Below are 24,034 nucleotides of genomic sequence, written 5' to 3'. Positions count from 1 at the left end.
GTCGGGCCATGTCAACAATCGCTGTACTGGGTGCGGGCAAGATCGGTGAGGCGCTGCTGTCGGGGCTGCTGCACGCGGGCCGCGCGCCCGAGTCACTGCTGTTCACCGAGCGGCACCCGGAGCGCGCGGCCGACCTGACCGAGCGCTACGGCATCGCGAGCACCGAGGTCCCCGAGGCCGCCAAGCGCGCCGACGTCCTCGTCGTCGCCGTGAAGCCCCAGGACATCGAGCCCGTGCTGGACCAGCTCGCTCCGCTCGTGGGCCCCGGCTCGCTCGTGGTGTCGCTGTGCGCGGGGCTGCCGACGGCGCTGTACGAGAGCAGGCTGGCCGAGGGCACTCCGGTCGTGCGCGTCATGCCGAACACCCCGATGCTCGTGAACGAGGCGATGAGCGCGATCTCACCGGGCAGGCACGCCACCGCCGAGCACGTCCGCACGGTGGAGGAGCTGCTCTCCAGCGTCGGCAAGGTGCTGGTGCTGCCCGAGTCGCAGCAGGACGCCGTCACGGCGCTGTCCGGCTCCGGTCCCGCGTACTTCTTCTACCTCGTCGAGGCCATGATCGATGCCGGGATCCTGCTCGGCCTGCCGCGTGCGGTCGCCGAGCAGCTGATCGTCCAGTCGGCGGTCGGCGCCGCGAAGATGCTCAACGAGAGTGCGGAGCACCCGGTGCTGCTGCGCGAGGCGGTCACCTCGCCCGCGGGAACGACCATCAACGGGATCAGGGAGCTCGAGAAGCACGGAGTTCGCGCCGCTTTGTTGGACGCGATCGAGGCCGCCCGCGACCGTTCGGTGGAACTCGGTAGGCCGCACCAGCAGGGCTGATGCGCTCCGGACATGCCGTTCGTCACCCCGCGTGTCCGGTACGCCGTAGGTATTGCCCTCGACAGCCGTCGCATTGGTCCCACGTGTCCCGCTACCCTCGGTGGTAGCACGTGCGTGTCGATACCGTTCGGTGGGGAAGCCGGACGGCGCGACACGTGTGAGGGACACGGTGAATGACCTATGCCGCCGAACAGGAAAGACGACGTGCCGGGCCCCCGGCAGGTCCAGTTCTTGACGGTCGCCGAGGTGGCTTCGCTCATGCGGGTCTCCAAGATGACCGTCTACCGTCTCGTTCACTCGGGCGAGCTGCCGGCCGTAAGGGTCGGCAAGTCGTTCCGGGTGCCCGAGAAAGCCGTCCACGACTACCTCGACAACGCGTACTTCGACGTGGGTTAGCGGTAGCCGGACACGGGTGTGGATGAAGCCCCAGGTAACCTGATAGGCCGTTCGTGTGCTTGCCCCACGCGATTTTCACGACCGAACGTCTTAAGGAGCACCTGTGGGCTCGGTGATCAAGAAGCGCCGCAAGCGTATGTCCAAGAAGAAGCACCGCAAGCTGCTTCGCCGCACGCGCGTGCAGCGTCGCAAGCAGGGCAAGTAACGCGTCTCGGACAGAGTCGCTCAACGCGCTCAGGTGAGCCCTGGTGGCCGGTAGGCGTAACCCCGGTTAATAGCATGTAAGAGACGCTTCCGTCGCTCCCATTCGGGAGTAACATCCGGAAGCGCCTCGCCTCTGTGAAACCACGCCTGCCCGCCAGGGGGTCTGATGCCGCCCAATATCGTCCTCGTGACCGGGGTCGCCGGCGAGCTGGGTGGCAGGCTCCTGACCAGGCTGGGGAACAACCCAGATCTGGAACGGGTGATCGGCGTCGACACGTCGGCGCCGCACCCGGACATTCTTCGCCGGATCGGCCACGCGGAGTTCGTCCGCGCCGACATCCGCAATCCCTTGATCGCCAAGATCATCAGCTCCGCGAGGGTCGACACCGTCGTGCACGCCTCGACTACCTGTCATCCCGCGGGGCCGGGTCGGCGGATGGCGATCAAGGAAGTGAACGTGATCGGCACCATGCGGCTGCTCGCCGCGTGCCAGCGTTCGCCGCTCGTCCGCAAGCTCGTCGTCAAGTCGACCGCGGCCGTGTACGGCGCGAGCTCGCGCTCGCCCGCCGTGTTCACGGAGGGCTCGGAACTCATCCCGGCCTCGTCCAACGGCTACGCCAAGGACGCCGTCGAGATGGAGGGCTACGTCCGCGGTCTGTCCCGGCGCAGGCCGGACATCACCGTGACCATGGGCCGGTTCGTCAACATCATCGGACCCGAGGTCGACACGGTGCTCTCGCGCTACTTCGCGCTTCCCGTCGTGCCGACCGTGCTCGGTTACGACGCCAGGTTGCAGCTGTTGCACGCCACCGACGCGCTCGCGGTGCTCGAACACGCGACCCTGCACGACAAGCCCGGCGTCTTCAACGTCGCCGCGGACGGCGTGCTGACGCTCTCGCAGGCGATCCGCCGCGCGGGCAGGGTCGAACTGCCGATGCCGCGCCAGGTGATGCCGTCGGTGGGCAAGCTGCTGCGTGGCGCCCGCGTGGTCGACTTCTCCTCCGACCAGGTGCGGCTCTTGAACTTCGGCCGGGTCGTGGACAACACCCGGCTCAAGGGGGACTTCGGATACACGCCCCGGTGGAACACCCGCGAGGCCTACGACGACTACATCCTCGGCAGGGGACTGCGCCCTGTCGTGGATGGTGACCGCCTCGCCGAGCTCGCCACCGCGGTGGATGGTTGGAGGGTGAAGCAGTGACATCCGGTTCCTCTGCACGTGTGATCCCGTTGCACCGCACCAAGAACGACAGGGACGAACCGAGCGCCACCGCGGCGCCCAGCGACCAGGACGCGCCGGTGGTGGCGTTTCCCGGCACGCAGCCCGAGCAGGAGGAACAGGGAGCCGACGACCCGCTCGCGCGGTTCGCGACGTTCGTGCGCCACCGGCTCACCGGCGACTACTCGGTGGACGAGTTCGGCTTCGATCCAGAGCTCACCGAGACGCTCGTGCTGCCGCCGCTGCGGCTGCTCTACGAGAAGTGGTTCCGCGTCAGTACCCACGGCGTGCAGAACCTGCCCGTCGACGGTGGCGCGCTGCTCGTGGCCAACCACTCGGGTGTGCTGCCGATCGACTCGGTGATGACGGCGTTCGCCGTGCACGACCGGCTCGGCAGGCACCTGCGGATGCTCGGCGCCGACCTGGTGTTCAAGACCCCGTTGCTCGGCACGCTGGCCCGCCGCTCGGGGCAGACGCTCGCGTGCGGGCCCGACGCGGAGCGCCTGCTGAGCGACGGCCAGCTGGTGGGTGTGTGGCCCGAGGGCTTCAAGGGCGTTGGCAAGTCGTTCTCGGACCGCTACAAGCTCCAGCGCTTCGGCAGGGGCGGCTTCGTGTCCGCCGCGCTGCGCACCGGCGTGCCCATCGTGCCGGTGTCGATCGTCGGTGCTGAGGAGATCTATCCGAAGATCGGCGACCTCAAGCCGCTCGCGCGCCTGCTGGGCCTGCCGTACTTCCCGATCACGCCGTTCTTCCCGCTGCTCGGCCCGCTCGGCGCGGTGCCGCTGCCGACGAAGTGGCACATCGAGTTCGGCGAGCCGATCTCCACCGATGGCTTCGCGCCCGAGGCCGAGGACGACCCGATGCTGATCTTCAACCTGACCGACCAGGTGCGCGAGGCGATCCAGCAGATGCTCTACCGCAGGCTCTCGCAGCGCCGCAGCGTCTTTCGCGACTGATTCGAGCGGCGCTGCGTCAGATGGCGCGGCGCCGGTAGGCGATCCCGGCCGCGACGGCACCGGCGACGGCCCCTGCCCCGAGCACCGATGGCACCCCGATCTTGGCCGCCTTGCGTCCCGTGCGGAAGTCGCGGATCTCCCAGCCGCGCCCGCGGGCGACGTCGCGCAACCCCGAGTCCGGGTTGATGGCCACCGCGGTGCCGACGACCGAGAGCATCGGCACGTCGTTCTGCGAGTCCGAGTACGCCGTGCAGCGGCGCAGGTTGAGGCCCTCGCGCGCGGCCAGAGCCCGCACGGCGTGGGCCTTGGCCCTGCCGTGCAGCAGATCGCCGACGAGCCTGCCGGTGTACACGCCGTCGACGCTCTCGGCCACCGTGCCGAGCGCGCCGGTGAGCCCGAGCCTGCGCGCGATGATCGCGGCGAGCTCCACCGGGGTGGCCGTGACCAGCCACACCCGCTGGCCCGCGTCGAGGTGCATCTGGGCGAGCGCGCGCGTGCCGGACCAGATCCGGTCGGCCATCAGCTCGTCGTAGATCTCCTCGCCGACGGCCACCATCTCCTCGACGGTTCGACCTGCCACAAAGGACAGTGCCTGCTCGCGGCTGGACTGCATACCCTGCTTGTCCTCGCGGCCTCCGATGCGGAACTTCACCTGCTGCCACGCGAAGCCGGCCAGGTCGGAGGACGTGAAGTACTTGCGGGCGGCCAGGCCGCGCGCGAAGTGGAAGATCGACGCGCCCATCATCATCGTGTTGTCCACGTCGAAGAACGCCGCGGCGGTGAGGTCCGGCGGCGCGGGCGGAGGAGCGGGCTCCCCGTCGTCGGGGGTCTTGGGCGCGGCCACGTCGAGCGTGGCCACCTGCGCGGCTTCCATGGCCACGGCAGCGTCTGCCGAGGCCTCGCCCGCCAGTGCGGCGAGCCGCTCGCGTTCCTGCCCCTTACCGCGGGCCCGCCACAATGCCACGCACACCGCCTCCACATTCGAGTCGCACTCCGGTGCTGTGCACAGAGTAGCCAAGATACAACTGAGGGCGGAGAGCTATCCGACGCTCACCCCAGGCAACCCTGGCAGCAACGGGGGGATGGACACCACCGGTTTCGGCGGTGAGTTCGAGTCGGGCAGCCGAGGGCTCGTCGGCGCGGGGACCGGAGCCGGCACCACTTGAGGTGCGGGCACGGGGTGCGGCGACGGTGGCGCGGGGGCCGGTGCCGGCACGCCGACGCCGTCCGGCGGGCTGGGCTTCGCGTTCGTCACCGGCAGCACCGAAGCCGGAGCCTGCGGCTCGTGGGCAGGTGGCAGCGGTTGCGGCGTGGGGTCCGGACCGGCGTCCGGTCCTCGCGGCGGCAGGCAGGCGCCCGTCGCGGGCAGCGCGCCCAGCTCGTCGAACCGGCCCGAGGTGATCTGGAGACAGTGCATCCGGTCGTCGAGTGACGTGACGCGGTCGCGAACCCGGGTCAGCAGCTCCACCGGTTCGCCGGTGCTCGCCGGGAGCGCGTCGCGCAGCGCGGTGAGCCTGCCCGACTGCAGCGCCACCCAGGTACCGAGCCGGTCGAGCTGCCGCCCGTCGGAGCTGGTCGCCGCCGAGGTGAGTCCACCGATCGCGGCCCGCACGTCCCCGGTGAAGTCGGCGAGGCCAAGCGCGTAGGCCGCCCTGTCGGGCACGTCCCTGTCCACCAGTTCGGTCAGCTCGTCCAGGCGCAGCGAGGCGTACTCGAGCCGGGCCAGCGCCCGCTGCTCGCCGTCGAAGGTCAGCTCCAGCACGGCGCCCTCGCGGGCCCGCTTGAGGTGGTAGAGCGTCTCGCCGGGCAGTGCGTCGTGGGAGAGCAGCAGACCGAGCCCCGACAGCGCGAACAGCGTCACCAGCGCTGCGGCGAGCACGGGAACGAGCCGTGGCCGTCGACGCGCTCGCGCGGGTGGCTGGGCGATCCGCTCCGCGATGCGGGCGCGCGCTCCCTCGTCGGGCGGGGTGTCGGCACCGAGTCTGCGCAGCGCGGCGACCACCGCGAGCTCGTCCTGGAACTCGGGATCGTGTTCCCCGTCGACCGCGCGGGCGAATCGTTCCTGTTCCCCGTACCCCTGTCGCGGCCACGGAGGCCTCCACATGTCGCGTGCCTCCCGGCCTGCTCCGCCGAATCCTTCGCTGACGCAACGATCGACGGGGTGTCCGGTTACGCCCGAATCAGTGCAGGCCGGTGGGCAGTAGTTTCGCGAGCCTGCGCACGGCGCGGTGCTGCAGTGCTTTGACGGCACCCTCGTTGCGCTGCATGATCCGCGCGGTCTCGGTGACCGAGAACCCCTGGATGAACCGCAGGATGATGCATTCGCGCTGGTCGTCGCCGAGTCCGGCGATGCAGCGCAGCAGCTCGTCGTTGGTGGTCTGGCTGATCACTTGCTGCTCGGGGCCCAGCGAGTGCTGGGTGGGGGAGCCGAAGGGCCTGCTGCCCGACTCGGTGACCTCGTCGGTGACGACCTCGAGCCGGTAGCGGCTGGACTTGACGTGATCGAGTACGAGGTTGCGGGCGATGGTCGTGAACCACGCGCCGACGTCGCGGCCCTGGTAGGAGATCGACGTGATCCGGCGCAGCGCGCGAAGGAAGGTCTCGCTGGTGACGTCCTCGGCGAGGTGGCGGTCGCCGACCCGCAGCAGCACGTAGCGGTAGACCCAGTCGACGTAGCGGTCGTAGAGCTTGCCGAAGGCCGCGGTGTCGCCTCGCTGGGCCGCCCGCACGAGTTCCCAGTTCTCGCCGACGCCCGGGTCGGCGAGCTCGGCGGCGGGCTCCACAGCGCGGAGTCTCGAGGGCAGCGGACCTGCGACAACAGCGATCGGCACGCTCATCCCGTTGCACCTCCTCCGGGCCCGTTCCGCAGACTCCGCGTGATCATCGCCACTACGTCGCCTGAGGGAGCATACGCGTTGTTACCGCAAAGTAGGTAGTGGTGTCTTGATTGCGAAAGAGAGACGACGCCGAATCGACCCCGAGACGTCGGATTCGGCTGGCACACTGGGCGAGACCGAAAGGGGCTGGTTGTGGCTGCTGGGGTGCGCCTGGTCGGCAATGTCGCGGATCTCCTCTCCGCGAGGGCGAAGGAACGTCCCGGAGCGACCGCGCTGGTCGACACCGTGGCTGACACCACACTGACCTGGGCGGAGCTCGACACCGCCGTGAACGCGCAGGCCCGCCTGCTGCTCGATGCGGGCGTGAGCGCGGGCGACCCGGTGGCGCTGCGACTGCCCACCTCGGCCGCGTTCGCCGTCACCTTCTTCGCGGTGGTCAGGGCGGGCGCCGTCGCCGTTCCGTTGTCGCCGCAGGCGCCCGAGGGCGAGTGGCGGCCCGTGCTCGCCGACAGCGGCGCGCGGCTGCTCGTCGGCGCCGACCCCGGAGAACTGTCCGAGGACGTGCGGGTGCTGGAGCCCGTCGTCGAGCCCGATGGCGCCGAGCCCGTGCCCGCGGCGGGCGGGGACGAGGACGTCGCGGCGCTCTTCTACACCTCGGGCACCACCGGCCCCGCGCGTGGCGTGATGCTGTCGCACCGCGCCCTGCTCGCCAACGTCGACCAGCTTCGCGAGCTGAACCCGCCCGTTGCCGACCAGGGCGACCGCGTGTTCGTCGCGATCCCGCTGCACCACATCTACGGGCTCGGGCCCGGTCTGCTGAACGCGGTCTCGGCGGGAGCCACGGCGGTGCTCGCCCAGCGCTTCGACGCGGACAAGGCGCTCGCCGCCTGCGCGGCCCACCGCGTCACCGTGATCATCGGTGTGCCCGCCATGTACACCGAGCTGGCCTCGCTCCCTGCCGACGACGTCGGTGAGTCGCTGTCGACGGTGCGGCTGCTGGTGTCGGGCGCCGCGCCGCTGCACCCCAAGGTGCTCGCCGCCATCCGGGGAGCCACCGGGCTGGGTGTCTACGAGGGTTACGGCCTCACCGAGGCCGCCCCGGTGGTCACCTCGACGTTGGTCACCGGCTACGCCAAACCCGGTTCGGTCGGCCGCCCGCTGCCCGGCGTCGAGCTGCGGCTCGTGGACAGCGACGGCAGCCCCGGCCCTGTCCCGCTCGACCCCGCCGACCCGGCCGACGCGTTCGCCGACGACAGCGGCGGCACCGGGCTCGTCGCCGTGCGCGGGGACAACCTGTTCAGCGGGTACTGGCCCGACGGCGCGTACGGGCCCGACGCCGAGGGGTGGTTCCGCACCGGCGACGTCGGCTTCATCGACACCGACGGCGACCTGCACCTGGTCGACCGCGCCAACGACCTGGTCATCGTCAACGGCTTCAACGTGTTCCCGCACGAGGTCGAGGAGGTCATCGGCGCGCTGCCCGAGGTCGCCGAGGTGGCCGTGGCCGGAGTGCTCGACGAGCGCACCGGCGAGGCCGTGAAGGCCGTGGTGGTGCCGAAGCCCGGTGCGTCGCTGTCGGAACAGCAGGTGGTGGACGCCTGCGCCGCCAGGCTCGCCGGGTACAAGGTGCCGCGCACGGTCGAGTTCGCCGAGCAGCTGCCGCACTCCTCGACCGGAAAGCTGCGCCGCGTCCGACTGCGGGAATGATGGGGACATGCATCGGGTGACCGTGATGACCAGGGCGGGCTGCCACGCGTGCGAGCACGCGGAGGAGGCCGTCGCCCGGATCTGTGCCGAGGTGGGCGTGGAGTGGACGGCGGCCGACGTCGACTCCGACCCCGAGTGGCGCGCCGAGTACGGCGACCGCGTGCCGGTGATCCTCGTCGACGATGTGGAGCACGGGTACTGGAAGGTCGAGGAGGATCGGCTGCGCGCCGCGCTGAGGTCGTAAGCCACTCGTAAGCGCGGAAAAGCAATCCAGAGCCGCGGCGTGGCCGAATATGGAGACATGGGCGATCCCGCCGTGCGTACAGGTCCGAGGCTCTCGGCCTCCGTCGCCGTGCTCACGGCACTGCTCGGTCTGGTCGCCGCGCTGGCCGCCGGTCATCTGGTCGGGGCGTTCGTCGGTCCCGGCTCCTCGCCGTACGTGGCCGTCGGCAACTCCGCGATCGACCTGACGCCCACGTGGCTCAAGGACTGGGCGGTGAGCACGTTCGGCACCGCCGACAAGCAGGTGCTGCTCGGCGGCATGGCCGTGGTGCTCATGCTGGTCGCCGTGGGCGCGGGGTTGTTGTCGCGGCGGAGTTCGCTCGCGGGCTCGCTCGTGATCACGGTGTTCGGGGTGCTCGGTGGCGTCGCGGTGCTCACCAGGCCCGACCTCGGGCAGCTCGCCATCCTCGCGCCGCTCGCGAGCCTGACGGCCGGGCTGGTCGCGTTTCGCCTGCTGCACGCCAGGGCGTTGCGGGCCGCGGAACCCGTGCCGACGAGCACGGAGGGCGGTGCCGACCGGAGACGGTTCCTGGTCGGGGCCGGTGCGGTCGCCGTCGGCGCCGGTGTCGTCGGCCTCGGCGGAGCGCTGCTCGGAAACACCCGCGACGCGGCAGGCTCGCGTGCCGCGGTCGGCAGGCTCACCGTCACGCGCCCGGTGCCCCCGCCGCCGGCGGGCGCCGATTTCGCCAAGCTCGGCACGCCGACGTTTCTCACCCCGAACGCGGACTTCTACCGCATCGACACCGCGCTGGTGCTGCCTCAGGTCAAGGCCGACGACTGGAGCCTGCGCATCCACGGGATGGTGGATCGCGAACTGACCCTGACCTACGACGACATCCGGAACCGGGGACTCGTCGAGCGCACGATCACGCTGTGCTGTGTGTCCAATGAGGTCGGTGGGCCGCTCATCTCGAACGCGAACTTCATCGGCGTCGAGCTGGCAGGGCTGCTCAGGGAGGCCGGTGCGCAGTCCGGTGCGCAGCAACTCTTCTCCACCAGCGCCGACGGGTGGACGTGCGGCACGCCACTGGACGTCGTGCTGGATCCGAGCAGGGGCGCGTTGCTCGCCATCGGGATGAACGGCGAGCCGCTGCCCGTCGAGCACGGATTCCCGGCGCGCCTCGTGGTCCCGGGGCTCTACGGCTACGTGTCCGCCACGAAGTGGGTCACCGATCTCGAGCTGACCACGTGGTCGGCCAGGCAGGCCTACTGGCTCCAGCGCGGCTGGGGCCGGCTCGGACCGGTGAAGACGGAGTCGCGCATCGACTCGCCGACGAGTTTCTCGACGCTGCCTCCTGGGCGGGTGGTCGTGGCTGGCACGGCGTGGGCCCAGCACACGGGTATCAAGAAGGTGGAGGTGCGCCTGGATCGCGGACCGTGGCGCGAGGCCGAACTGTCCACAGTGGTCTCCAAAGACGCGTGGCGGATGTGGCAGGTCGCTCTCGACATCGAGCAGCCCGGAACCCACCAGCTCACGTGCAGGGCCACCGACGAGTCGGGCTACACCCAGACCGAGGATCGCGCACCGGTCCTGCCCGACGGCGCGACCGGATGGCACACGATCTCAATCACCACCCGATAGGACCAATCCGCCCTCCGACCGGCTCCGAATCACCCACAACGACAGAGACAGTCGAGAATGGAGTGATCTTCGTGAGGAACTCGCGACGCGTTGCCGGAGCCGGATTCGTACTTGCCGCGACCCTCGGGCTGGCTGCCTGCGGTGGTGGCGAGGACGGCGGCGACAACGGCCAGGCCGACTCGGGCGACCAGCAGCAGTCGAGCCAGATGCCGAGCAGCAGCGAGGCCATGGCGGGCGGCGACGGCGTGACCACGAACGATGACGTTTTCGGTCCGGCGTGTGACCAGCTGCCCCAGGGTGACGAGCCCGGCAGCCTCGACTCGATGGGCCCCGAGCCGGTCGCGTCGGCCGCGAGCACCAACCCGCTGCTGACCAAGCTGGTCGCCGCGGTGGAGGCGACCGACCTGGTCGACACGCTCAACAGCCAGGAGGCCATCACCGTCTTCGCGCCCGCCGACGACGCCTTCAACGCGCTCGGTGAGGAGAAGTTCAACGAGCTCGCCGGCAAGCCGGACGAGCTGGCCCCGATCCTGCAGTACCACGTGCTCGGTGAGCGCTACGACGCCGAAGGCCTCAGCCAGGCCGGCGACGTCGAGACCCTCAACACCGAGGGCGGCCCCGTGAAGATCGAGGGCGAGGGCGAGAACATGACCGTCAACGGCGCCAAGGTGCTGTGCGGCAACATCCCGACCAAGAACGCCACGGTCTTCGTGATCGACACGGTGCTCACGCCTGGCGCCAACATGTGACGTGTCCCACCTGCACCACCAGCAGTGAAGGCCACCTTGGTTGCGCTCGACGCGATCAAGGTGGCCTTTGCCGTATCCAGGGCGAAAATGCTGACAGAGCGTCAGAAACGGGGTTCCCGCAGCGATTTCAGGGGGCTCACCAGCCACTTTGTGCCTGCGTTCACAAATGAACTACCGTAATGCCACCGAGCGCTGCGCCGGGCATCGAACACCGTCGCGCGCGCCAGGTCAAGGGTCAACTTCTCGAACTCGGCGACAGGAGAGCCAGCGTGGTGGCACAGCGGGGCCGGCGAAACGGAGCCGCCGCGCACAAGCGCACCCGGCCGCCCGGCACGCCGGACGCCGACAACGCGCCGACCGCCGAGTTGCCCGCGGTGTCCGCGACCGCCGCCTACCCGGAGGCGCGAGCCAAGTCGATTCCCGAGGCCGCGGTCGCCCGCCTGGCCGTCTACCTGCGGATCCTCTCCGCGATGGCCGAGCAGGGCGCCACCACCGTCTCCAGCGAGGAACTCTCCGCCGCGGCGGGCGTGAACTCCGCCAAGCTGCGCAAGGACCTCTCCTACATCGGCTCGTACGGCACACGTGGCGTCGGTTACGAAGTGGCCGTGCTCGTCGGCCAGATCGAGCGCACACTGGGCCTCACGCGGCAGCACAAGGTCGCCGTCGCGGGAATCGGTAACCTCGGACATGCGTTGGCGAACTACGGCGGCTTCCCCGGTCGCGGGTTTCCGGTCGAAGCACTCTTCGACATCGACCCGGATCTGGTCGGGGTGCCGGTGGGCGGCATTCCGGTGTCACACCTCGACGACATTCCGCAGGTGTGCGCCGAGCGCCAGATCTCCATCGGAGTCCTCGCGACGCCGCCCGCCGCGGCCCAGACGGTGTGTGACCGGCTCGTCGCCGGCGGGGTGCAGTGCATCCTGAATTTCGCTCCGGTGGTGCTGCAAGTGCCGGAACATGTCGAGGTGCGAAAGGTCGACCTGGCTGTGGAACTGCAGATCCTGTCCTTCCACGTTGCGCGGAGGGCGGACAACGAGCTGAACGGCAAGGTCGTCGACCCCGCCGTCGCCGGTAACGGGGCGGTGGTGCCGTCGTGAGCATCCTCGCGATCGGGCTCTCCCACCGCACCGCCGACCTCACCACGCTCGAGCGGGCCGCCGTGCCCGCCGCCGAGCTGGGCAAGGTTCTGCACGAGCTGCAGCAGACCGAGCACGTGTCCGAGGTCATGCTGCTCTCGACGTGCAACCGCATCGAGGTCTACGCGGTCGTCGAGACGTTCCACGGCGGCCTCGGTGACATCGCCGACGTGCTGGCCCGCCAGGCCGGCATGGAGGCGCAGGAGCTCTACGACAACTTCTACGTGCACTACGCGGGCGCCGCGGTGGAGCACGTGTTCTCCGTCGCATCCGGCCTCGACTCGATGGTGGTCGGCGAGACGCAGATCCTGGGTCAGGTCAGGGCCGCCTACGCCACGGCCCGCGAGGCGGGGACCGTCGGCCGGGTCCTGCACGAGCTCGTGCAGACGACACTGCGCGTCGGCAAGCGGGTGCACACCGAGACCGGACTGGACGCACTGGGCGCCTCCGTGGTGTCCGAGGCGCTCGCGGCCGCTGGTGAGCCAGCCGGGCAGCGCGCGCTGATCGTCGGCGCGGGCTCGATGGGTGCGCTCGCCGCGTCGCAGCTGCGCAAGGCGGGCATCGGTGAGATCACCGTGGCCAACCGCACCCTCGTCAACGCCGAGCGGCTCGCCGCGTCCGTGGCCGAGCAGGGTGTTCCGGCCCGCGCCGTGCCGATGTCGTCGCTGGCCGACGCCGTCGCGCAGGCCGAGCTGGTGATGGTGTGCACGGGCGCGAAGGACGCGGTGCTCGGCACCGAGCACGTCGCGCCGCGCACGGACGCACCCGTGGTCATCTGCGACCTCGGCCTGCCCCGCGACGTCGACCCCGAGGTGGCCGAGGTCGCCGGGGTCACCGTGGTGGACCTGGAAACGGTCCGCCGCCGCATGCACGAGGCAGGCAGCGGCACCACCGATCGGCAGACCGCGAAGGCCGCGGGCATCGTGCTCGACGAGGTGCGCACCTACCTGGCCGGTCAGCGCAGTGCGGCCGTCACGCCGACGGTGACCGCGCTGCGCAAGCGTGCCGCCGAGGTCGTGGACTCCGAGCTGCTGCGGCTCGACAAGCGGCTGCCCGAACTCGACGACTCGGTCCGCGACGAGCTGGGCCGCACGGTCCGCAGGGTCGTGGACAAGCTCCTGCACGCGCCGACCGTGCGCGTGAAGCAACTCGCCGCCGAGACACAGGACACCGACTACGCCAACGCGCTGCGCGAGCTGTTCGAGCTCGACCCGCAGGCGCCCAGCGTCGTGTCCAGCCCCTCGGCAGGCGCCAAGCACGATCAGATCGACGGTGACAAGCGTGGCTGACAGAGTTATCCGGATCGGCACCCGCGGCAGCAAGCTCGCCGTGGCGCAGACCGGGACCATCGCGAAGAAGCTCGAAGAGGCCGGTCAGCGCGTGGAGATCATCACGGTCTCCACGCCTGGCGACCGTTCGAGCGCCCCGATCGCCGAGATCGGCGTCGGTGTCTTCACCTCCGCACTGCGCGAGGCACTGCTCGACAAGCAGGTCGACGTGGCGGTGCACTCGTACAAGGACCTGCCGACCGCGCCCGAGCCGGGCATCGCGCTGGCCGCCGTGCCGCTGCGCGAGGACCCGCGGGACGCGCTGATCGCCCGCGACCGGCTCACCCTGGGGGAATTGCCTTCCGGCTCGGTCATCGGAACCGGGTCGCCGCGCCGGATGGCGCAGTTGCGCGCGCTCGGCCTCGGATTCGAGGTGGTGCCGATCCGCGGCAACATCGACACCCGGATCGGCAAGGTCACCTCCGGCGAGCTCGACGCCGTCGTGCTCGCGCGCGCCGGCCTCGCCAGGGTCGGCAGGGTCGGTGAGATCACCGAGACGATCGACCCGCTCCAGATGCTGCCCGCACCCGCACAGGGTGCGCTGGCTGTCGAAACCCGCGTCGACGACGTGGACACCGAACACCTGCTTCACTCCATTGTGGACGATGAAGCGACCCGGGCCGCGGTGGCCGCTGAGCGGGCCATGCTGGCCGCGCTCGAAGCCGGTTGCAGCGCGCCCGTCGGCGCACTGGCCGATGTCGTGGAGGACCTGGACGCGGAGGGCGCTGTCGTCGAGCGCCTCTCGCTGCGCGGCGTCGCCGCCACCGGAGTCGAAGGCGACTCCATCCAGATCCTCCGTGCTTCGGCCATCGCCGAGAAGCACGAAGCGGACAAGCTCGGCCGCTCACTCGCCGCCGAGTTGCTCGACCTCGGTGCAGGCGCCCTGTCCCGCTGAATTCCAACAGCACGCACGAAGAACGATTTTCGGCCGCTTTCGTGGTGGACGGCCGGACAAGAGGAGAGACGAAGTAGATGACCCGCGCACGCAAGACCACGGGGCGCGTCGCCTTCGTGGGCTCGGGCCCCGGCGATGCCGGACTGCTGACGGTCCGTGCCCAGGAACTGCTCGCCAAGGCCGAGCTCGTGGTGACCGACCCGGACGTGCCAGCCGGTGCGCTGGCTTTCGCCGGGCCCGACGCGGAGGTGCGCCCGGCAGTCGGCGAACCCGGTGACGTCGCCAAGGACCTGACCAACGAGGCCAAGGCAGGCCGCCTGGTGCTCCGGCTCGTCGCAGGCGACCCGTTGACCCAGTCCGCCGTCGTGGCCGAGGTGAACGCCGTCTCGCGCACGAGCGCCGTGTTCGACGTGGTGCCCGGCGTCTCGCCCGGTGCCGCCGTGCCCGCCTATGCGGGCGTGGCACTCGGCGGCGCGCACACCGAGGTCGACGTCCGTAGCGACGTCGACTGGGCGGGCCTGGCGCGCACGCCGGGCACGATCGTGCTGCACGCGACGTCGAGCCACCTGGCCGAGGCCGCCTCGGCGCTGGTCGAGAACGGGCTCTCCCCGCAGACCCCGGTGGCCGTCACCTCCAACGGCACCATCAACACCCAGCGCACCGTCGACTCGACGCTGGCCACCCTCGCCGCCGACGCGGGCGAGCTGGTGGGCCCGCTCGTGGTGAGCATCGGCTCCGTCGTCGGCAACCGCTCGAAGCTCTCGTGGTGGGAGTCGCGCGCGCTGTACGGCTGGAAGGTCCTGGTGCCGCGCACCAAGGAGCAGGCGGGCGACATGGCCGACCGGCTCCGCAGCCACGGTGCCACCTCGCACGAGGTGCCGACCATCTCCGTGGAGCCGCCGCGCAGCCCCGCGCAGATGGAGCGCGCGGTGAAGGGCCTCGTCGACGGCCGCTACCAGTGGATCGTGTTCACCTCCACCAACGCGGTGCGTGCGGTGTGGGAGAAGTTCGCGGAGTTCGGTCTCGACGCCCGCGCGTTTTCCGGCGTCAAGATCGCCTGCGTCGGTGAGTCGACCGCCGAGAAGGTGCGTTCGTTCGGGATCATCCCCGAGCTCGTGCCCTCCGGCGAGCAGTCGAGCGAGGGCCTGCTCGCGGAGTTCCCGCCCTACGACGACGTGCTCGACCCCGTTGACCGCGTGCTGCTGCCGCGTGCCGACATCGCCACCGAGACGTTGTCGGCCGGGCTGCGCGACCGCGGCTGGGAGATCGACGACGTGACCGCGTACCGCACCGTGCGGGCCGCGCCGCCACCGGCGGAGACCCGCGAGATGATCAAGACCGGTGGTTTCGACGCGGTGTGCTTCACCTCGTCCTCCACGGTCCGCAACCTCGTGGGCATCGCGGGCAAGCCGCACGCGCGCACGCTCGTGGCGTGCATCGGCCCGAAGACGGCCGAGACGGCGACGGAGTTCGGCCTGCGCGTGGACGTGCAGCCGGAGAAGCCGAACGTGATCGACCTGGTCGACGCGCTCGCCGACCACGCGGCCAAGCTGCGCGCCGAAGGCGCACTGCCGCCGCCCCGCAAGGCCAAGCGCGCCCGCCGCTCCTGACGACGGGTAGCTGCAGTGAAGGGCACCTTTACCGCGTTCAACGCAGTAAAGGTGCCCTTCACCGCGTTCGGGGGTGGCTCAGGTGCCGCACCAGTCGACGGCGATGCGTTCCAGGATCGCCACCGAATCGGCGAGTTTGGTGAGCGAGACCCACTCGTCGGTCACGTGCGCCTGCTCGGCCTCACCCGGCCCGCAGATCACCGTGGGCACCAGGCCGAACGCGGGCGTCAGCACTGAGGCGTCGGTGAAGTAGCTCGCAGCCCTCGGCGGTCCCTCGCCGTGCCCGCTGATCTCGCGGGCGATCTCCGCCACCGACTCGGTCCACTCGTCGCCGGGCTCGGTCCACACCGGCGGCAGGTCGATCAGCGGCGCCAGCCGCACCTCGTCGCCCGCCCGCCTGGCGAGGCTCGCCAGCACCTCGCGGTGGTCCTGCCCCGCGACGGTGCGCACGTCGACGGTGGCCTCCGCGCTGTCGGGCACCGAGTTGGTGTTGAGCCCGCCCTGGAACGTGCCCACGTTGAGCGTCGGCGCTCCCATCACGGCGTGCGGCCGCGCGTCGAAGGCGTAGGACTCCAGCCTGCCGACCGCGCGCGCCAGCTTGTAGACGGCGTTGTCGCCGAGGTGCGGCATCGAGCCGTGCGCGGTGACACCGCCGGCCCTCGCCGAGAGCCACAGCGCGCCCTTGTGGCCGTTGAACACGGCGTTTCCGGTGGGTTCGGTGATCACCAGCGGCCCGCTGGGCCTGCCGGTGAGTCGTTCGGCGGCCAGCCGGGCGCCTGCCGAACCGGTCTCCTCCGCGGCGGTGAGCACCAGCCGCAGGCCCGCCCTGCGCGGGCTCAACGTGGCGATCCGCGTGGCCGCCGCGACGATCGCCGCCACGCCGCCCTTCATGTCGCTGGTGCCCCTGCCGTGCAGGCGGTCGCCGTCGGGTTCGGCGTGAAACGGGTCGTGCTGCCACGGTGCCGCACCCAGCGGCACCGTGTCGACGTGGCCGGACAGGCACAGCGGCGGCTCGTCCAGCCCGGCGTGCCACTCGGCTATCAGCGTGCCCCTGCCGGGCTCGTGCTCGGCGATCTCCACGGAGAAGCCCGCCTTCTCCAGCAGTGGCGCCACCACAGCGAGCGCGTCGCTCTCGGCGTGCCCGATCGTGTCGAGCGCCACGAGTTCTCTGGTCAGGTTGTGCACGTCGACACTCATGTCGCCTCCAGACTCGGAGTGGACTCGCGTACCTGCAGCGTAGGTGCGATCGCGGCGCAGCGGGGCCCGTCGTCGCTGGGATGCAGCAGCAGTCGTACACACGCGTCGGCCAGTGCGTCCCACTCCTGACGCACCGTGGTCAGCGGCGGGTCGGAGATCTCGGCGTAGCTGATGTCGTCGAAACCCGTGACCGCCACCTGCCCCGGCACGCTCACGCCCGCCCTGCGCAGTCCGCGCAGCATCCCCAGCGCGATCGCGTCGTTGCCGCACACGATCCCGTCGACGGCGCTCAGGTCGACGCGTTCGGCGGCATCGAGGCCCCAGTCGACCTCGAACCGCCCGAGCAGCGGCTCCTGCGCCGCCGTCAGACCGTGGGCGCGCAGTGCCGCGTCGACGGCGTCCAGCCTGCGCTGCGCCGAGGAGTTCGTCTCCGGCGCCGCGCTCACGAACACCAGCCTGCGCCTGCCCGCCGCCACCAGGTGGTCGACGAGCAGGCGGAAGCCCGTCTCGTCGTCGACGCCGACCCAGTCGGTGAGCGAGCCCTCGACGCACCGGATCGCCTGGATGACAGGGAGCCGGCCGAGGACTCCGCGCACCGCCGCCACGCTCGCGGTGGCGTCGAACGGGGTGATGATCACGCCGTCCACCTGGCGGTCGACCAGCGCGAGCAGCCTGCGTGCCTCCACCTCGGCGTCCCGCTGCGAGTCGCACAGGAACAGCACGAGGCCCTCACGGTCGAGGCGGCGTTCGACGGCCTCCACGAGCGCGGGGAAGAACGGGTTGGAGATCTGCGGCACGAGCATGCCGATGGTGTGCGAACGGCTGGTGCGCAGTGCCCTGGCGACGGCGTTGTGCCGGTAGCCCAGCTCCTCGGCCGCGGCGAGGACCTTCGCTTCGGACTCGGGATGGACCGCCCGCGAACGGGACAGCACGCGGGACACCGTCGACGTCGACACTCCGGCGAGCCGCGCGACGTCGTGGATCGTGGCCATGTCTCTCCGTCTTCGTCAACGCGCTCACGCGAAGGTGCCCGAATGCTACGCGATCACGGGTATGTCCGGTGTGGACGAAGAATCCGGCGGTCCCGGCCGCGCCCCGAATGCGGTGAAGGGCACCTTTACTGCATTCAACGCAGGCAGGGTGCCCTTCACTGCATTCCGTGAGGAGTAGCGTGTGCAGCGTGTTTCCCGAGCATCGGCCCCGCAGGTTGCGGGGTACGGCGGCCATGCGGCGCCTGGTCAGCGAGACCACGCTGCGGCCACGTCAGCTGATCCTGCCCATGTTCGTCGCGGAGGGCGCCGACGCGCCGCGACCCATCAGCAGCATGCCGGGCGTCGTCCAGCACAGCCGCGACTCGCTGCGCAAGGCCGCCGTCGAGGCGGTGCGCGCGGGCGTCGGCGGGCTGATGCTGTTCGGCGTACCGAAGGTCCACGACGCGGTGGGTTCCGGTGCCACCGACGAGAATGGCGTGCTCAACGTCGCCCTGCGCGACCTGCGGGCCGAGCTCGGCGACGACACCGTGCTGATGGCCGACACGTGCCTCGACGAGTTCACCGACCACGGCCACTGCGGTGTACTACGGCGCGGCGAGGCCGGTGAGGACACCGTGGACAACGACGCGACGCTGGAGCGCTACGCCGAGATGGCGATCGCGCAGGCCCGAGCCGGCGCCCACGTGCTCGGCCCGAGCGGAATGATGGACGGCCAGGTCGGCGTGATCCGCCGCGCGCTCGACGACGCCGGCTACGCCGACACCGGAATCCTCGCCTACTCGGCCAAGTACGCCAGCGCGTTCTACGGCCCGTTCCGCGAGGCGGTGGACTCCCAGCTCAAGGGCGACCGCAAGACCTACCAGCAGGACCCGGGCAACGCCCGCGAGGCGCTGCGCGAGATCGAACTCGACCTCGCCGAGGGCGCCGACGCGATCATGGTCAAGCCCGCACTGTCCTATTTGGATGTCATCAAGGCCGCCGCCGAGCTGTCGCCGGTGCCGGTCGCGGCTTACAACATCTCCGGCGAGTACGCGATGGTCGAGGCCGCCGTCGCCAACGGCTGGCTCGAACGGGAGCGGACGGTGCTCGAGGTGCTCACGTCGATCCGCCGCGCGGGGGCCGACATGATCCTCACCTACTGGGCCGCTGAGGCCGCGACCTGGCTCGACCGGGAAAAGGCATAGGGTGCAGCGGTGACTGACTCAGACGAAACGGACGACCAGCGGCGCAAGAAGGGCCTGCCGCCCGCGCCGCGGCTCTCGGGTATGGAGCGCGAACGCGTCGACCCGCCGAAGCCGGTCAAGGTGTCCTTCGCGCTGTGGGTGCTGTCCGGCCTCGTGCTGATCGCCGGTTTCGGGCTCACGCTCACCGCCAAGCAGGACATCGTCGACCAGCTGATCGAGATGAACAACGATCCTCGGATCACCGACGAGCAGCTCAGCTCGGGGGCCACCTCGCTGCTGTGGACGCTGTTCATCGGCGCGGTCGCGTTCGCCGTGCTGTTCGCGCTGTTCGCCTACAAGGCCAGGGAGGGCACGCGCTCGGCGCGCACCATCCTCACCGTGCTCGCGGCGGTGTCGCTGATCTTCCAGGTGGTGTTGTTCTCCAACATCATCACGCTGGTCTCGGCGCTGCTCTCGATCATCGCGCTGTCGCTGATGTACGTGCCCAGCGTCCAGGACTACTTCCCCAAGGTGCCCAAGTCGCTGTGAGCGCGGAGCTCTACTCCGAGCGCGGCGCGAACGGCCTGCCCCTGGTGTGGGGCCCGCTGTTCGCGCTGCTCGGGTACCTCTCCGAGGTGCTCATCGGCGACCCGCCGCACACCCTGATGTGGATCGGCACCGGCGTCGGCCTGTTCGGGCTGACGGCGCTGTGGGTGTACGCGCGGCGCCGGTTCCTCGTCGTCAGGGTCACGCCGACGCGTCTCGTCCAGGGCAGGGAGGAGCTGGCGATCGCCGACATCGCCGCGCTGTCCGACGAGGACGCGAAGCCGGGCACGCGCGTGCTCGGCGGCGGGCTCAGCGTGCCGCGCAAGTACGCGGAGATACCGCTCCGGCTCACGGACGGCACCACGGTGCTGGCCTGGGCGGGTGACGAGGAGGAGTTTCGCGGCGCACTGTCGGGGGCCATGAAAGACTGCACGCCGTGAGCGACGTCGTCTGGCCCGCGGTCCCCGGTTACTCGAACGAACGGCTCAACCAGCCGTGGCGGCTCGTCGTCGCGGCGGTCGAGCTGCTCGTGGCCGCCGCGGGGGTCTGGATCGCGTTCCTCGTCTGGGACGCCTCGCTCACGTTCGTCACCGTCCGCCTCGACGACGGCACCGAGCTCGTCTCGCGCGTCTACTCCGGCAACTGGGTCGCGCTCGCCATCGCGCTCGGCGGCATCGCCGGGATCCTGGTCGTCGACGCGATCCGGCAGACGCTGCTGGGGTTCCGTACGGGCAGGCGCAGGTATCGCAAGTCACGCGACGCGGACCACACTGACCAGGTCACCGAAGCCTGACGCGCCTTTGCCAGACTGGCAGGCGTGACAGGAGTCGAGCAGTCCAAGTCATGGTTCGCCCGCGCCGCCTCGGCCACGCCCGGCGGCGTCAACTCGCCGGTGCGCGCTTTCGCCTCGGTCGGTGGAACCCCCCGCTTCATGGTGCGCGGCGAGGGCCCGCACCTGTGGGACGCCGACGGCAACCGCTATGTCGACCTGGTGTCGTCGTGGGGGCCGATGATCCTGGGTCACGCGCACCCCGCCGTCGTCGGCGCCGCGCGCGAGGCGGCCTCCTCCGGGCTGTCGTTCGGCACGCCCACCATCGGTGAGGTCGAGCTCGCCGAGGAGATCATCCGCAGGGTCGGGCCCGTCGAGCAGGTGCGCCTGGTCAACTCCGGCACCGAGGCGACGATGAGCGCAATCCGCCTCGCCAGGGGATTCACCGGCCGCAGCAAGATCATCAAGTTCGCGGGCTGCTACCACGGTCACGTCGACGCGCTGCTGGCCCAGGCCGGCTCCGGCGTCGCCACGCTGGGCCTGCCGACCTCGCCAGGCGTCACGGGCGCCCAGGCGGCCGACACCGTCGTGGTGCCCTACAACGACCTCGACGCCGTCCGGAAGGCCTTCGCCGACAACCCGGACTCGGTCGCCGCGGTGATCACCGAGGCAGCCGCGGGCAACATGGGCGCGGTCGCCCCGCACGAGGGCTTCAACGCCGAGCTGCGCGAGATCGCCCACGCCAACGGTGCGCTGCTGATCATGGACGAGGTGATGACGGGCTTCCGCGTCTCGGCCGCGGGCTGGTACGGCCTCGACGGCGTCGCGGGCGACCTCTACACCTTCGGCAAGGTCATGTCCGGCGGGCTGCCCGCCGCCGCGTTCGGCGGGCGCGCCGACGTGATGGCCAGGCTCGCGCCGAGCGGTCCCGTCTACCAGGCGGGCACGCTGTCGGGCAATCCCGTCGCCGTCGCCGCGGGGCTCGCCACGCTGCGGGCCGCCGACGAGGACGTCTACCGGGCTCTCGACGCCAACGCACGCCGCCTCGGCACGCTGTTCGGCCAGGCGCTGAGCGCCGAGGGCGTCCCGCACACCGTGGCCTACGCGGGCAACCTGGTGAGCGTGTTCTTCACCGACTCGCCGGTGCACGACTACGCGGGCGCCGCGGCCGCGGAGACCTGGCGGTTCGCGCCGTTCTTCCACGCGCTGCTCGACGCCGGTGTCTACGCGCCGCCGAGCGCCTTCGAGGCGTGGTTCGTCAACGCGGCCCTCGACGACGCCGCGTTCGAGGTGATCGAGGCCGCCCTCGCCCCCGCGGCGCGCGCGGCGGCCGCGGCGGAGCGGCCATGAGCGACACGACGCTGGTCCACCTGCTGCGCCACGGCGAGGTCCACAACCCCGGCGGCGTGCTCTACGGCCGCATGTCCGGGTTCGCGCTCTCCGAGCGGGGCAGGCAGCAGGCGCTCACCGTCGCCGAGGCGCTCGCGGGACACGGGCTCGTGCACGTGGTCGCCTCGCCGCTCGAACGGGCGCAGGAGACCGCGGGACCGATCGCGGCCGCCCACCGCCTCGACATCGCCAAGGACGACCGGCTGATCGAGGCGGGCAACCAGTTCGAGGGCCTGCGCGTGGCCGTCGGCGACGGCGCACTGCGTCAGCCCCGGCACTGGCCCAAGCTCCGCAACCCGTTCGAGCCGTCGTGGGGCGAGCCCTACGTGGACATCGCCCACCGGATGCTCGGCGCCGTGCACAGGGCGCGCGCCGCGGCCGAGGGCCACGAGGCGCTGTGCGTGTCGCACCAGCTGCCGATCTGGACGCTGCGCCGTTTCCTCGAGGGCAGGCGGCTGTGGCACGACCCGCGCCGCAGGCAGTGCTCGCTGGCCTCGTTGACCACGCTCGTGTTCGAGGGCGAGGAGCTGGTCGACATCGTCTACAGCGAGCCGGCAGGTGCGACGGACCCCACGGTGACCGGCGCATGAAGAAGGCACTGGCACTCCTGCTCGCCGCGGCGTTCGTGCTCGCCGGCTGCACCACCGGCGACGACGCGGTGTCGCGGGGCGCGAACTTCCAGTTCGTCTCTCCCGGCGGCAAGACCGACATCTTCTACGAGGGCAACGACCGCCAGGAGGTGCCCGAGGTGTCCGGTGAGGACCTGTTCGACGAGAACAAGGACATCTCGGTGCGCGACCACCGCGGCAAGGTCGTCGTGCTCAACGTCTGGGGCCAGTGGTGCGGACCGTGCCGTACCGAGGCTCCCGAGCTGCAGAAGGTGCAGGACGACCTCGGCGACAAGGTGCAGGTGATCGGCATCGACGTCCGGGACCCCGACCGCAGCGCGCCGCAGGACTTCATGCGCAACCGCCAGCTCACGTACCCGTCGATCTACGACCCGGCCGGCCGCACGCTGCTGCAGTTCTCCGGCTACCCGCGCAACGTCGTGCCCTCGACGATCGTGGTGGACAAGGAGCAGCGCGTGGCCGCGGTGTTCCTGCGCGAGCTGCTGGCCACCGACCTTAAGCCGGTGGTGAACCGGCTAGCGGCCGAGGGCGGCCAGGCGCCAGACGCCGAGCAACCGGGCCGCTGAGCCACCGACCGGCCCCACGGCGTCGGTCAGGGTCCGCCGGTCGGGAAGGCGTGCTTCGCTGACGGCCTTGGTCGCCAGCGACGCGTCGTCGATGGTCGACGAGCACACGTCGAGCAGGTAGTCCGGCACCCGCAGCGCGGGGTCGGTCACGCCGACGAGCGGGGTACCGACGGCCGCGATCTGGGGAAAGACCGTGCCAGGGATGCCGATGCACGCCTGCGCGCGAGCCGAGGCGCGCACCGTCGGCACGTCGCTGATCTCGTAGCGCTCCCACAGCGAACGGTCCTCGCGCGGGTGGAGTCCGACGACGACGTGCTTTCCCGCCCTGTCGAGCTCCTCGGCCGCGGTGAGCAGCACCTCGGTGCCCGGAGCGGCGCCACCCGTGTCGTCGGGCCGCGTGACGCTCGTCGCCACCAGCACCACGTCCGGTTCCGGCGCCCGCTCGGGCAGGTCGTCGGTCTGCGGCGAGCCGACGACGTGGATCGGCCGCCGCGTGCCGAGGTAGCCCGCGAACGCGCGTCCCTCCGAACGCGACGACGAGGTGAGCCACGTGAACAGGCCGAGCCGCCTGCGCAACCGGTGTGCCAGCGCGGCCTCGTCGGGCCCGAGGTAGGCCAGCGAACTCACGGCGAGCGGCAGCCTCCGGAAGCGCTCCGCGCACTCGACGGGCCAGTCGCCGGCTCCGGTCACCACCAGCAGGTCGGCGCGGCCCACGGTCTCCGGCGTCGCCACGGGCACCGGCTCACCGGGCTCGATTCCGGAGAGGTCCGGCACCAGCTGGGTCAGCCGGACCCCGTGGCGCGCGGCTTCCGTGAGCAAGGGCTCGATGTGATACGTGCCCCACGGCTCGTTCGTCGCCACGAGGATCCGGGGGCGAAACCAGGACGACGCCGACGCGGTGCCGCCGACAGTGGCGAGTCCGGCGCCTCCGAGCGCGCCGAGCAGTAGAGAGCGACGGGTGACCGACGGAGATTCCATGATCGGCAACGTAGCCACCGATGGTGAACAGCAGGGGAGCGCGAGGTCGCGGGTAGGCCCTTCGACTTCACACGAAACCCATT

The 24,034-nt window shown here is 70.9% G+C and carries 26 protein-coding genes; 20 read left to right on the top strand and 6 right to left on the bottom strand.

What is annotated here, in order from left to right; genetic code table 11:
* The first annotated feature begins 8 nt into the window (after positions 1-8).
* The 5 genes from proC to JHE00_RS07665 all read left to right on the top strand — a co-directional run bounded on the left by proC (position 9) and on the right by JHE00_RS07665 (position 3,596).
* Positions 9-821 (top strand): pyrroline-5-carboxylate reductase, encoded by an 813-nt coding sequence (gene proC / locus JHE00_RS07685; RefSeq protein ID WP_200316304.1) that lies wholly within the window; start codon positions 9-11, stop codon positions 819-821.
* A gap of 180 nt (positions 822-1,001) precedes the next feature.
* On the top strand, positions 1,002-1,217 hold the full coding sequence (locus JHE00_RS07680) for a helix-turn-helix domain-containing protein (protein WP_200316302.1): 216 nt from the start codon (positions 1,002-1,004) through the stop codon (positions 1,215-1,217).
* A 103-nt stretch (positions 1,218-1,320) separates the two neighbouring features.
* Complete coding sequence (locus JHE00_RS07675; protein ID WP_005453035.1) at positions 1,321-1,422, top strand: 30S ribosomal protein bS22; 102 nt, start codon at positions 1,321-1,323, stop codon at positions 1,420-1,422.
* A 165-nt stretch (positions 1,423-1,587) separates the two neighbouring features.
* The gene (locus JHE00_RS07670) at positions 1,588-2,622 is read left to right on the top strand and encodes an NAD-dependent epimerase/dehydratase family protein (RefSeq protein WP_200316300.1); all 1,035 of its coding nucleotides are present in this window, start codon (positions 1,588-1,590) and stop codon (positions 2,620-2,622) included.
* Between the two features lie 29 nt (positions 2,623-2,651).
* Positions 2,652-3,596, top strand: a complete 945-nt coding sequence (locus JHE00_RS07665; RefSeq protein ID WP_230423412.1) for a lysophospholipid acyltransferase family protein — start codon at positions 2,652-2,654, stop codon at positions 3,594-3,596.
* Positions 3,597-3,612: 16 nt separating this feature from the next.
* Here the strand turns inward: JHE00_RS07665 and JHE00_RS07660 are convergent, their stop codons facing one another.
* From JHE00_RS07660 to JHE00_RS07650, 3 genes are all read right to left on the bottom strand, one after another.
* On the bottom strand, positions 3,613-4,575 hold the full coding sequence (locus JHE00_RS07660) for an HAD family hydrolase (RefSeq protein ID WP_200318244.1): 963 nt from the start codon (positions 4,573-4,575) through the stop codon (positions 3,613-3,615).
* 60 nt (positions 4,576-4,635) lie between these two features.
* A complete protein-coding gene (locus JHE00_RS07655; RefSeq protein WP_200316296.1) occupies positions 4,636-5,700 on the bottom strand; it encodes a DUF5667 domain-containing protein in 1,065 nt (354 codons plus the stop codon).
* Between the two features lie 76 nt (positions 5,701-5,776).
* Positions 5,777-6,433: a sigma-70 family RNA polymerase sigma factor gene (locus JHE00_RS07650; RefSeq protein ID WP_200316294.1), complete on the bottom strand. Its 657-nt coding sequence runs from the start codon at positions 6,431-6,433 to the stop codon at positions 5,777-5,779.
* A 192-nt stretch (positions 6,434-6,625) separates the two neighbouring features.
* Here JHE00_RS07650 and JHE00_RS07645 point away from each other — a divergent pair, with 192 nt between their 5' ends.
* The 8 genes from JHE00_RS07645 (at position 6,626) to JHE00_RS07610 (ending at position 15,722) form a co-directional block, all read left to right on the top strand.
* A complete protein-coding gene (locus tag JHE00_RS07645) occupies positions 6,626-8,140 on the top strand; it encodes an AMP-binding protein (RefSeq protein WP_307831850.1) in 1,515 nt (504 codons plus the stop codon).
* 7 nt (positions 8,141-8,147) lie between these two features.
* On the top strand, positions 8,148-8,384 hold the full coding sequence (locus JHE00_RS07640) for a glutaredoxin family protein (protein ID WP_200316292.1): 237 nt from the start codon (positions 8,148-8,150) through the stop codon (positions 8,382-8,384).
* Between the two features lie 57 nt (positions 8,385-8,441).
* Positions 8,442-10,004 (top strand): molybdopterin-dependent oxidoreductase, encoded by a 1,563-nt coding sequence (locus JHE00_RS07635; RefSeq protein ID WP_200316290.1) that lies wholly within the window; start codon positions 8,442-8,444, stop codon positions 10,002-10,004.
* Positions 10,005-10,066: 62 nt separating this feature from the next.
* The gene (locus tag JHE00_RS07630) at positions 10,067-10,753 is read left to right on the top strand and encodes a fasciclin domain-containing protein (RefSeq protein WP_307831849.1); all 687 of its coding nucleotides are present in this window, start codon (positions 10,067-10,069) and stop codon (positions 10,751-10,753) included.
* A gap of 269 nt (positions 10,754-11,022) precedes the next feature.
* Positions 11,023-11,850, top strand: a complete 828-nt coding sequence (locus JHE00_RS07625; RefSeq protein ID WP_200316288.1) for a redox-sensing transcriptional repressor Rex — start codon at positions 11,023-11,025, stop codon at positions 11,848-11,850.
* The gene (locus JHE00_RS07620) at positions 11,847-13,178 is read left to right on the top strand and encodes a glutamyl-tRNA reductase (RefSeq protein ID WP_200316286.1); all 1,332 of its coding nucleotides are present in this window, start codon (positions 11,847-11,849) and stop codon (positions 13,176-13,178) included. Before JHE00_RS07625 ends, JHE00_RS07620 begins: the two co-directional genes overlap by 4 nt.
* Positions 13,171-14,112 carry a hydroxymethylbilane synthase gene (gene hemC, locus JHE00_RS07615; RefSeq protein WP_372440376.1) on the top strand — a complete coding sequence of 314 codons (942 nt, stop codon included), beginning with the start codon at positions 13,171-13,173 and terminating at the stop codon, positions 14,110-14,112. The genes JHE00_RS07620 and hemC overlap by 8 nt, the downstream gene beginning before the upstream one ends.
* 77 nt (positions 14,113-14,189) lie before the next feature.
* Positions 14,190-15,722: a bifunctional uroporphyrinogen-III C-methyltransferase/uroporphyrinogen-III synthase gene (locus JHE00_RS07610; protein WP_200316282.1), complete on the top strand. Its 1,533-nt coding sequence runs from the start codon at positions 14,190-14,192 to the stop codon at positions 15,720-15,722.
* Positions 15,723-15,800: 78 nt separating this feature from the next.
* Here JHE00_RS07610 and JHE00_RS07605 read toward each other — a convergent pair whose 3' ends face one another.
* On the bottom strand, positions 15,801-16,919 hold the full coding sequence (locus JHE00_RS07605) for a M20 family metallopeptidase (RefSeq protein ID WP_200316280.1): 1,119 nt from the start codon (positions 16,917-16,919) through the stop codon (positions 15,801-15,803).
* Positions 16,916-17,911 (bottom strand): LacI family DNA-binding transcriptional regulator, encoded by a 996-nt coding sequence (locus JHE00_RS07600; RefSeq protein ID WP_200316278.1) that lies wholly within the window; start codon positions 17,909-17,911, stop codon positions 16,916-16,918. The genes JHE00_RS07605 and JHE00_RS07600 overlap by 4 nt, the downstream gene beginning before the upstream one ends.
* Before the next feature lie 188 nt (positions 17,912-18,099).
* On the opposite strand from JHE00_RS07600, the gene hemB reads away from it, so the two are divergent.
* From hemB to JHE00_RS07565, 7 genes are read left to right on the top strand one after another with little or no spacing between them, the layout of a single operon-like run.
* The gene (gene hemB, locus JHE00_RS07595; protein ID WP_200316276.1) at positions 18,100-19,095 is read left to right on the top strand and encodes a porphobilinogen synthase; all 996 of its coding nucleotides are present in this window, start codon (positions 18,100-18,102) and stop codon (positions 19,093-19,095) included.
* Between the two features lie 9 nt (positions 19,096-19,104).
* On the top strand, positions 19,105-19,623 hold the full coding sequence (locus JHE00_RS07590; RefSeq protein WP_200316274.1) for a hypothetical protein: 519 nt from the start codon (positions 19,105-19,107) through the stop codon (positions 19,621-19,623).
* Positions 19,620-20,060, top strand: a complete 441-nt coding sequence (gene mce1N, locus JHE00_RS07585) for a transport-regulating membrane protein Mce1N (protein WP_200316272.1) — start codon at positions 19,620-19,622, stop codon at positions 20,058-20,060. Before JHE00_RS07590 ends, mce1N begins: the two co-directional genes overlap by 4 nt.
* Positions 20,057-20,413 (top strand): hypothetical protein, encoded by a 357-nt coding sequence (locus JHE00_RS07580; protein ID WP_200316270.1) that lies wholly within the window; start codon positions 20,057-20,059, stop codon positions 20,411-20,413. Before mce1N ends, JHE00_RS07580 begins: the two co-directional genes overlap by 4 nt.
* Before the next feature lie 24 nt (positions 20,414-20,437).
* Positions 20,438-21,739: a glutamate-1-semialdehyde 2,1-aminomutase gene (gene hemL / locus JHE00_RS07575; RefSeq protein WP_200316269.1), complete on the top strand. Its 1,302-nt coding sequence runs from the start codon at positions 20,438-20,440 to the stop codon at positions 21,737-21,739.
* Positions 21,736-22,368 carry a histidine phosphatase family protein gene (locus tag JHE00_RS07570; protein ID WP_200316267.1) on the top strand — a complete coding sequence of 211 codons (633 nt, stop codon included), beginning with the start codon at positions 21,736-21,738 and terminating at the stop codon, positions 22,366-22,368. The genes hemL and JHE00_RS07570 overlap by 4 nt, the downstream gene beginning before the upstream one ends.
* Positions 22,365-22,973 (top strand): TlpA family protein disulfide reductase, encoded by a 609-nt coding sequence (locus JHE00_RS07565; RefSeq protein ID WP_200316211.1) that lies wholly within the window; start codon positions 22,365-22,367, stop codon positions 22,971-22,973. Before JHE00_RS07570 ends, JHE00_RS07565 begins: the two co-directional genes overlap by 4 nt.
* Here the strand turns inward: JHE00_RS07565 and JHE00_RS07560 are convergent.
* The gene (locus JHE00_RS07560) at positions 22,923-23,951 is read right to left on the bottom strand and encodes a hypothetical protein (protein WP_230423158.1); all 1,029 of its coding nucleotides are present in this window, start codon (positions 23,949-23,951) and stop codon (positions 22,923-22,925) included. The genes JHE00_RS07565 and JHE00_RS07560 overlap by 51 nt on opposite strands.
* Positions 23,952-24,034 lie beyond the last annotated feature (83 nt).

Source organism: Prauserella cavernicola (assembly GCF_016595675.1).
In the GTDB taxonomy this organism is placed as follows: Bacteria; Actinomycetota; Actinomycetes; order Mycobacteriales; family Pseudonocardiaceae; genus Prauserella_A; species Prauserella_A cavernicola.
This window is presented reverse-complemented; position numbering and strand designations above follow the sequence as displayed.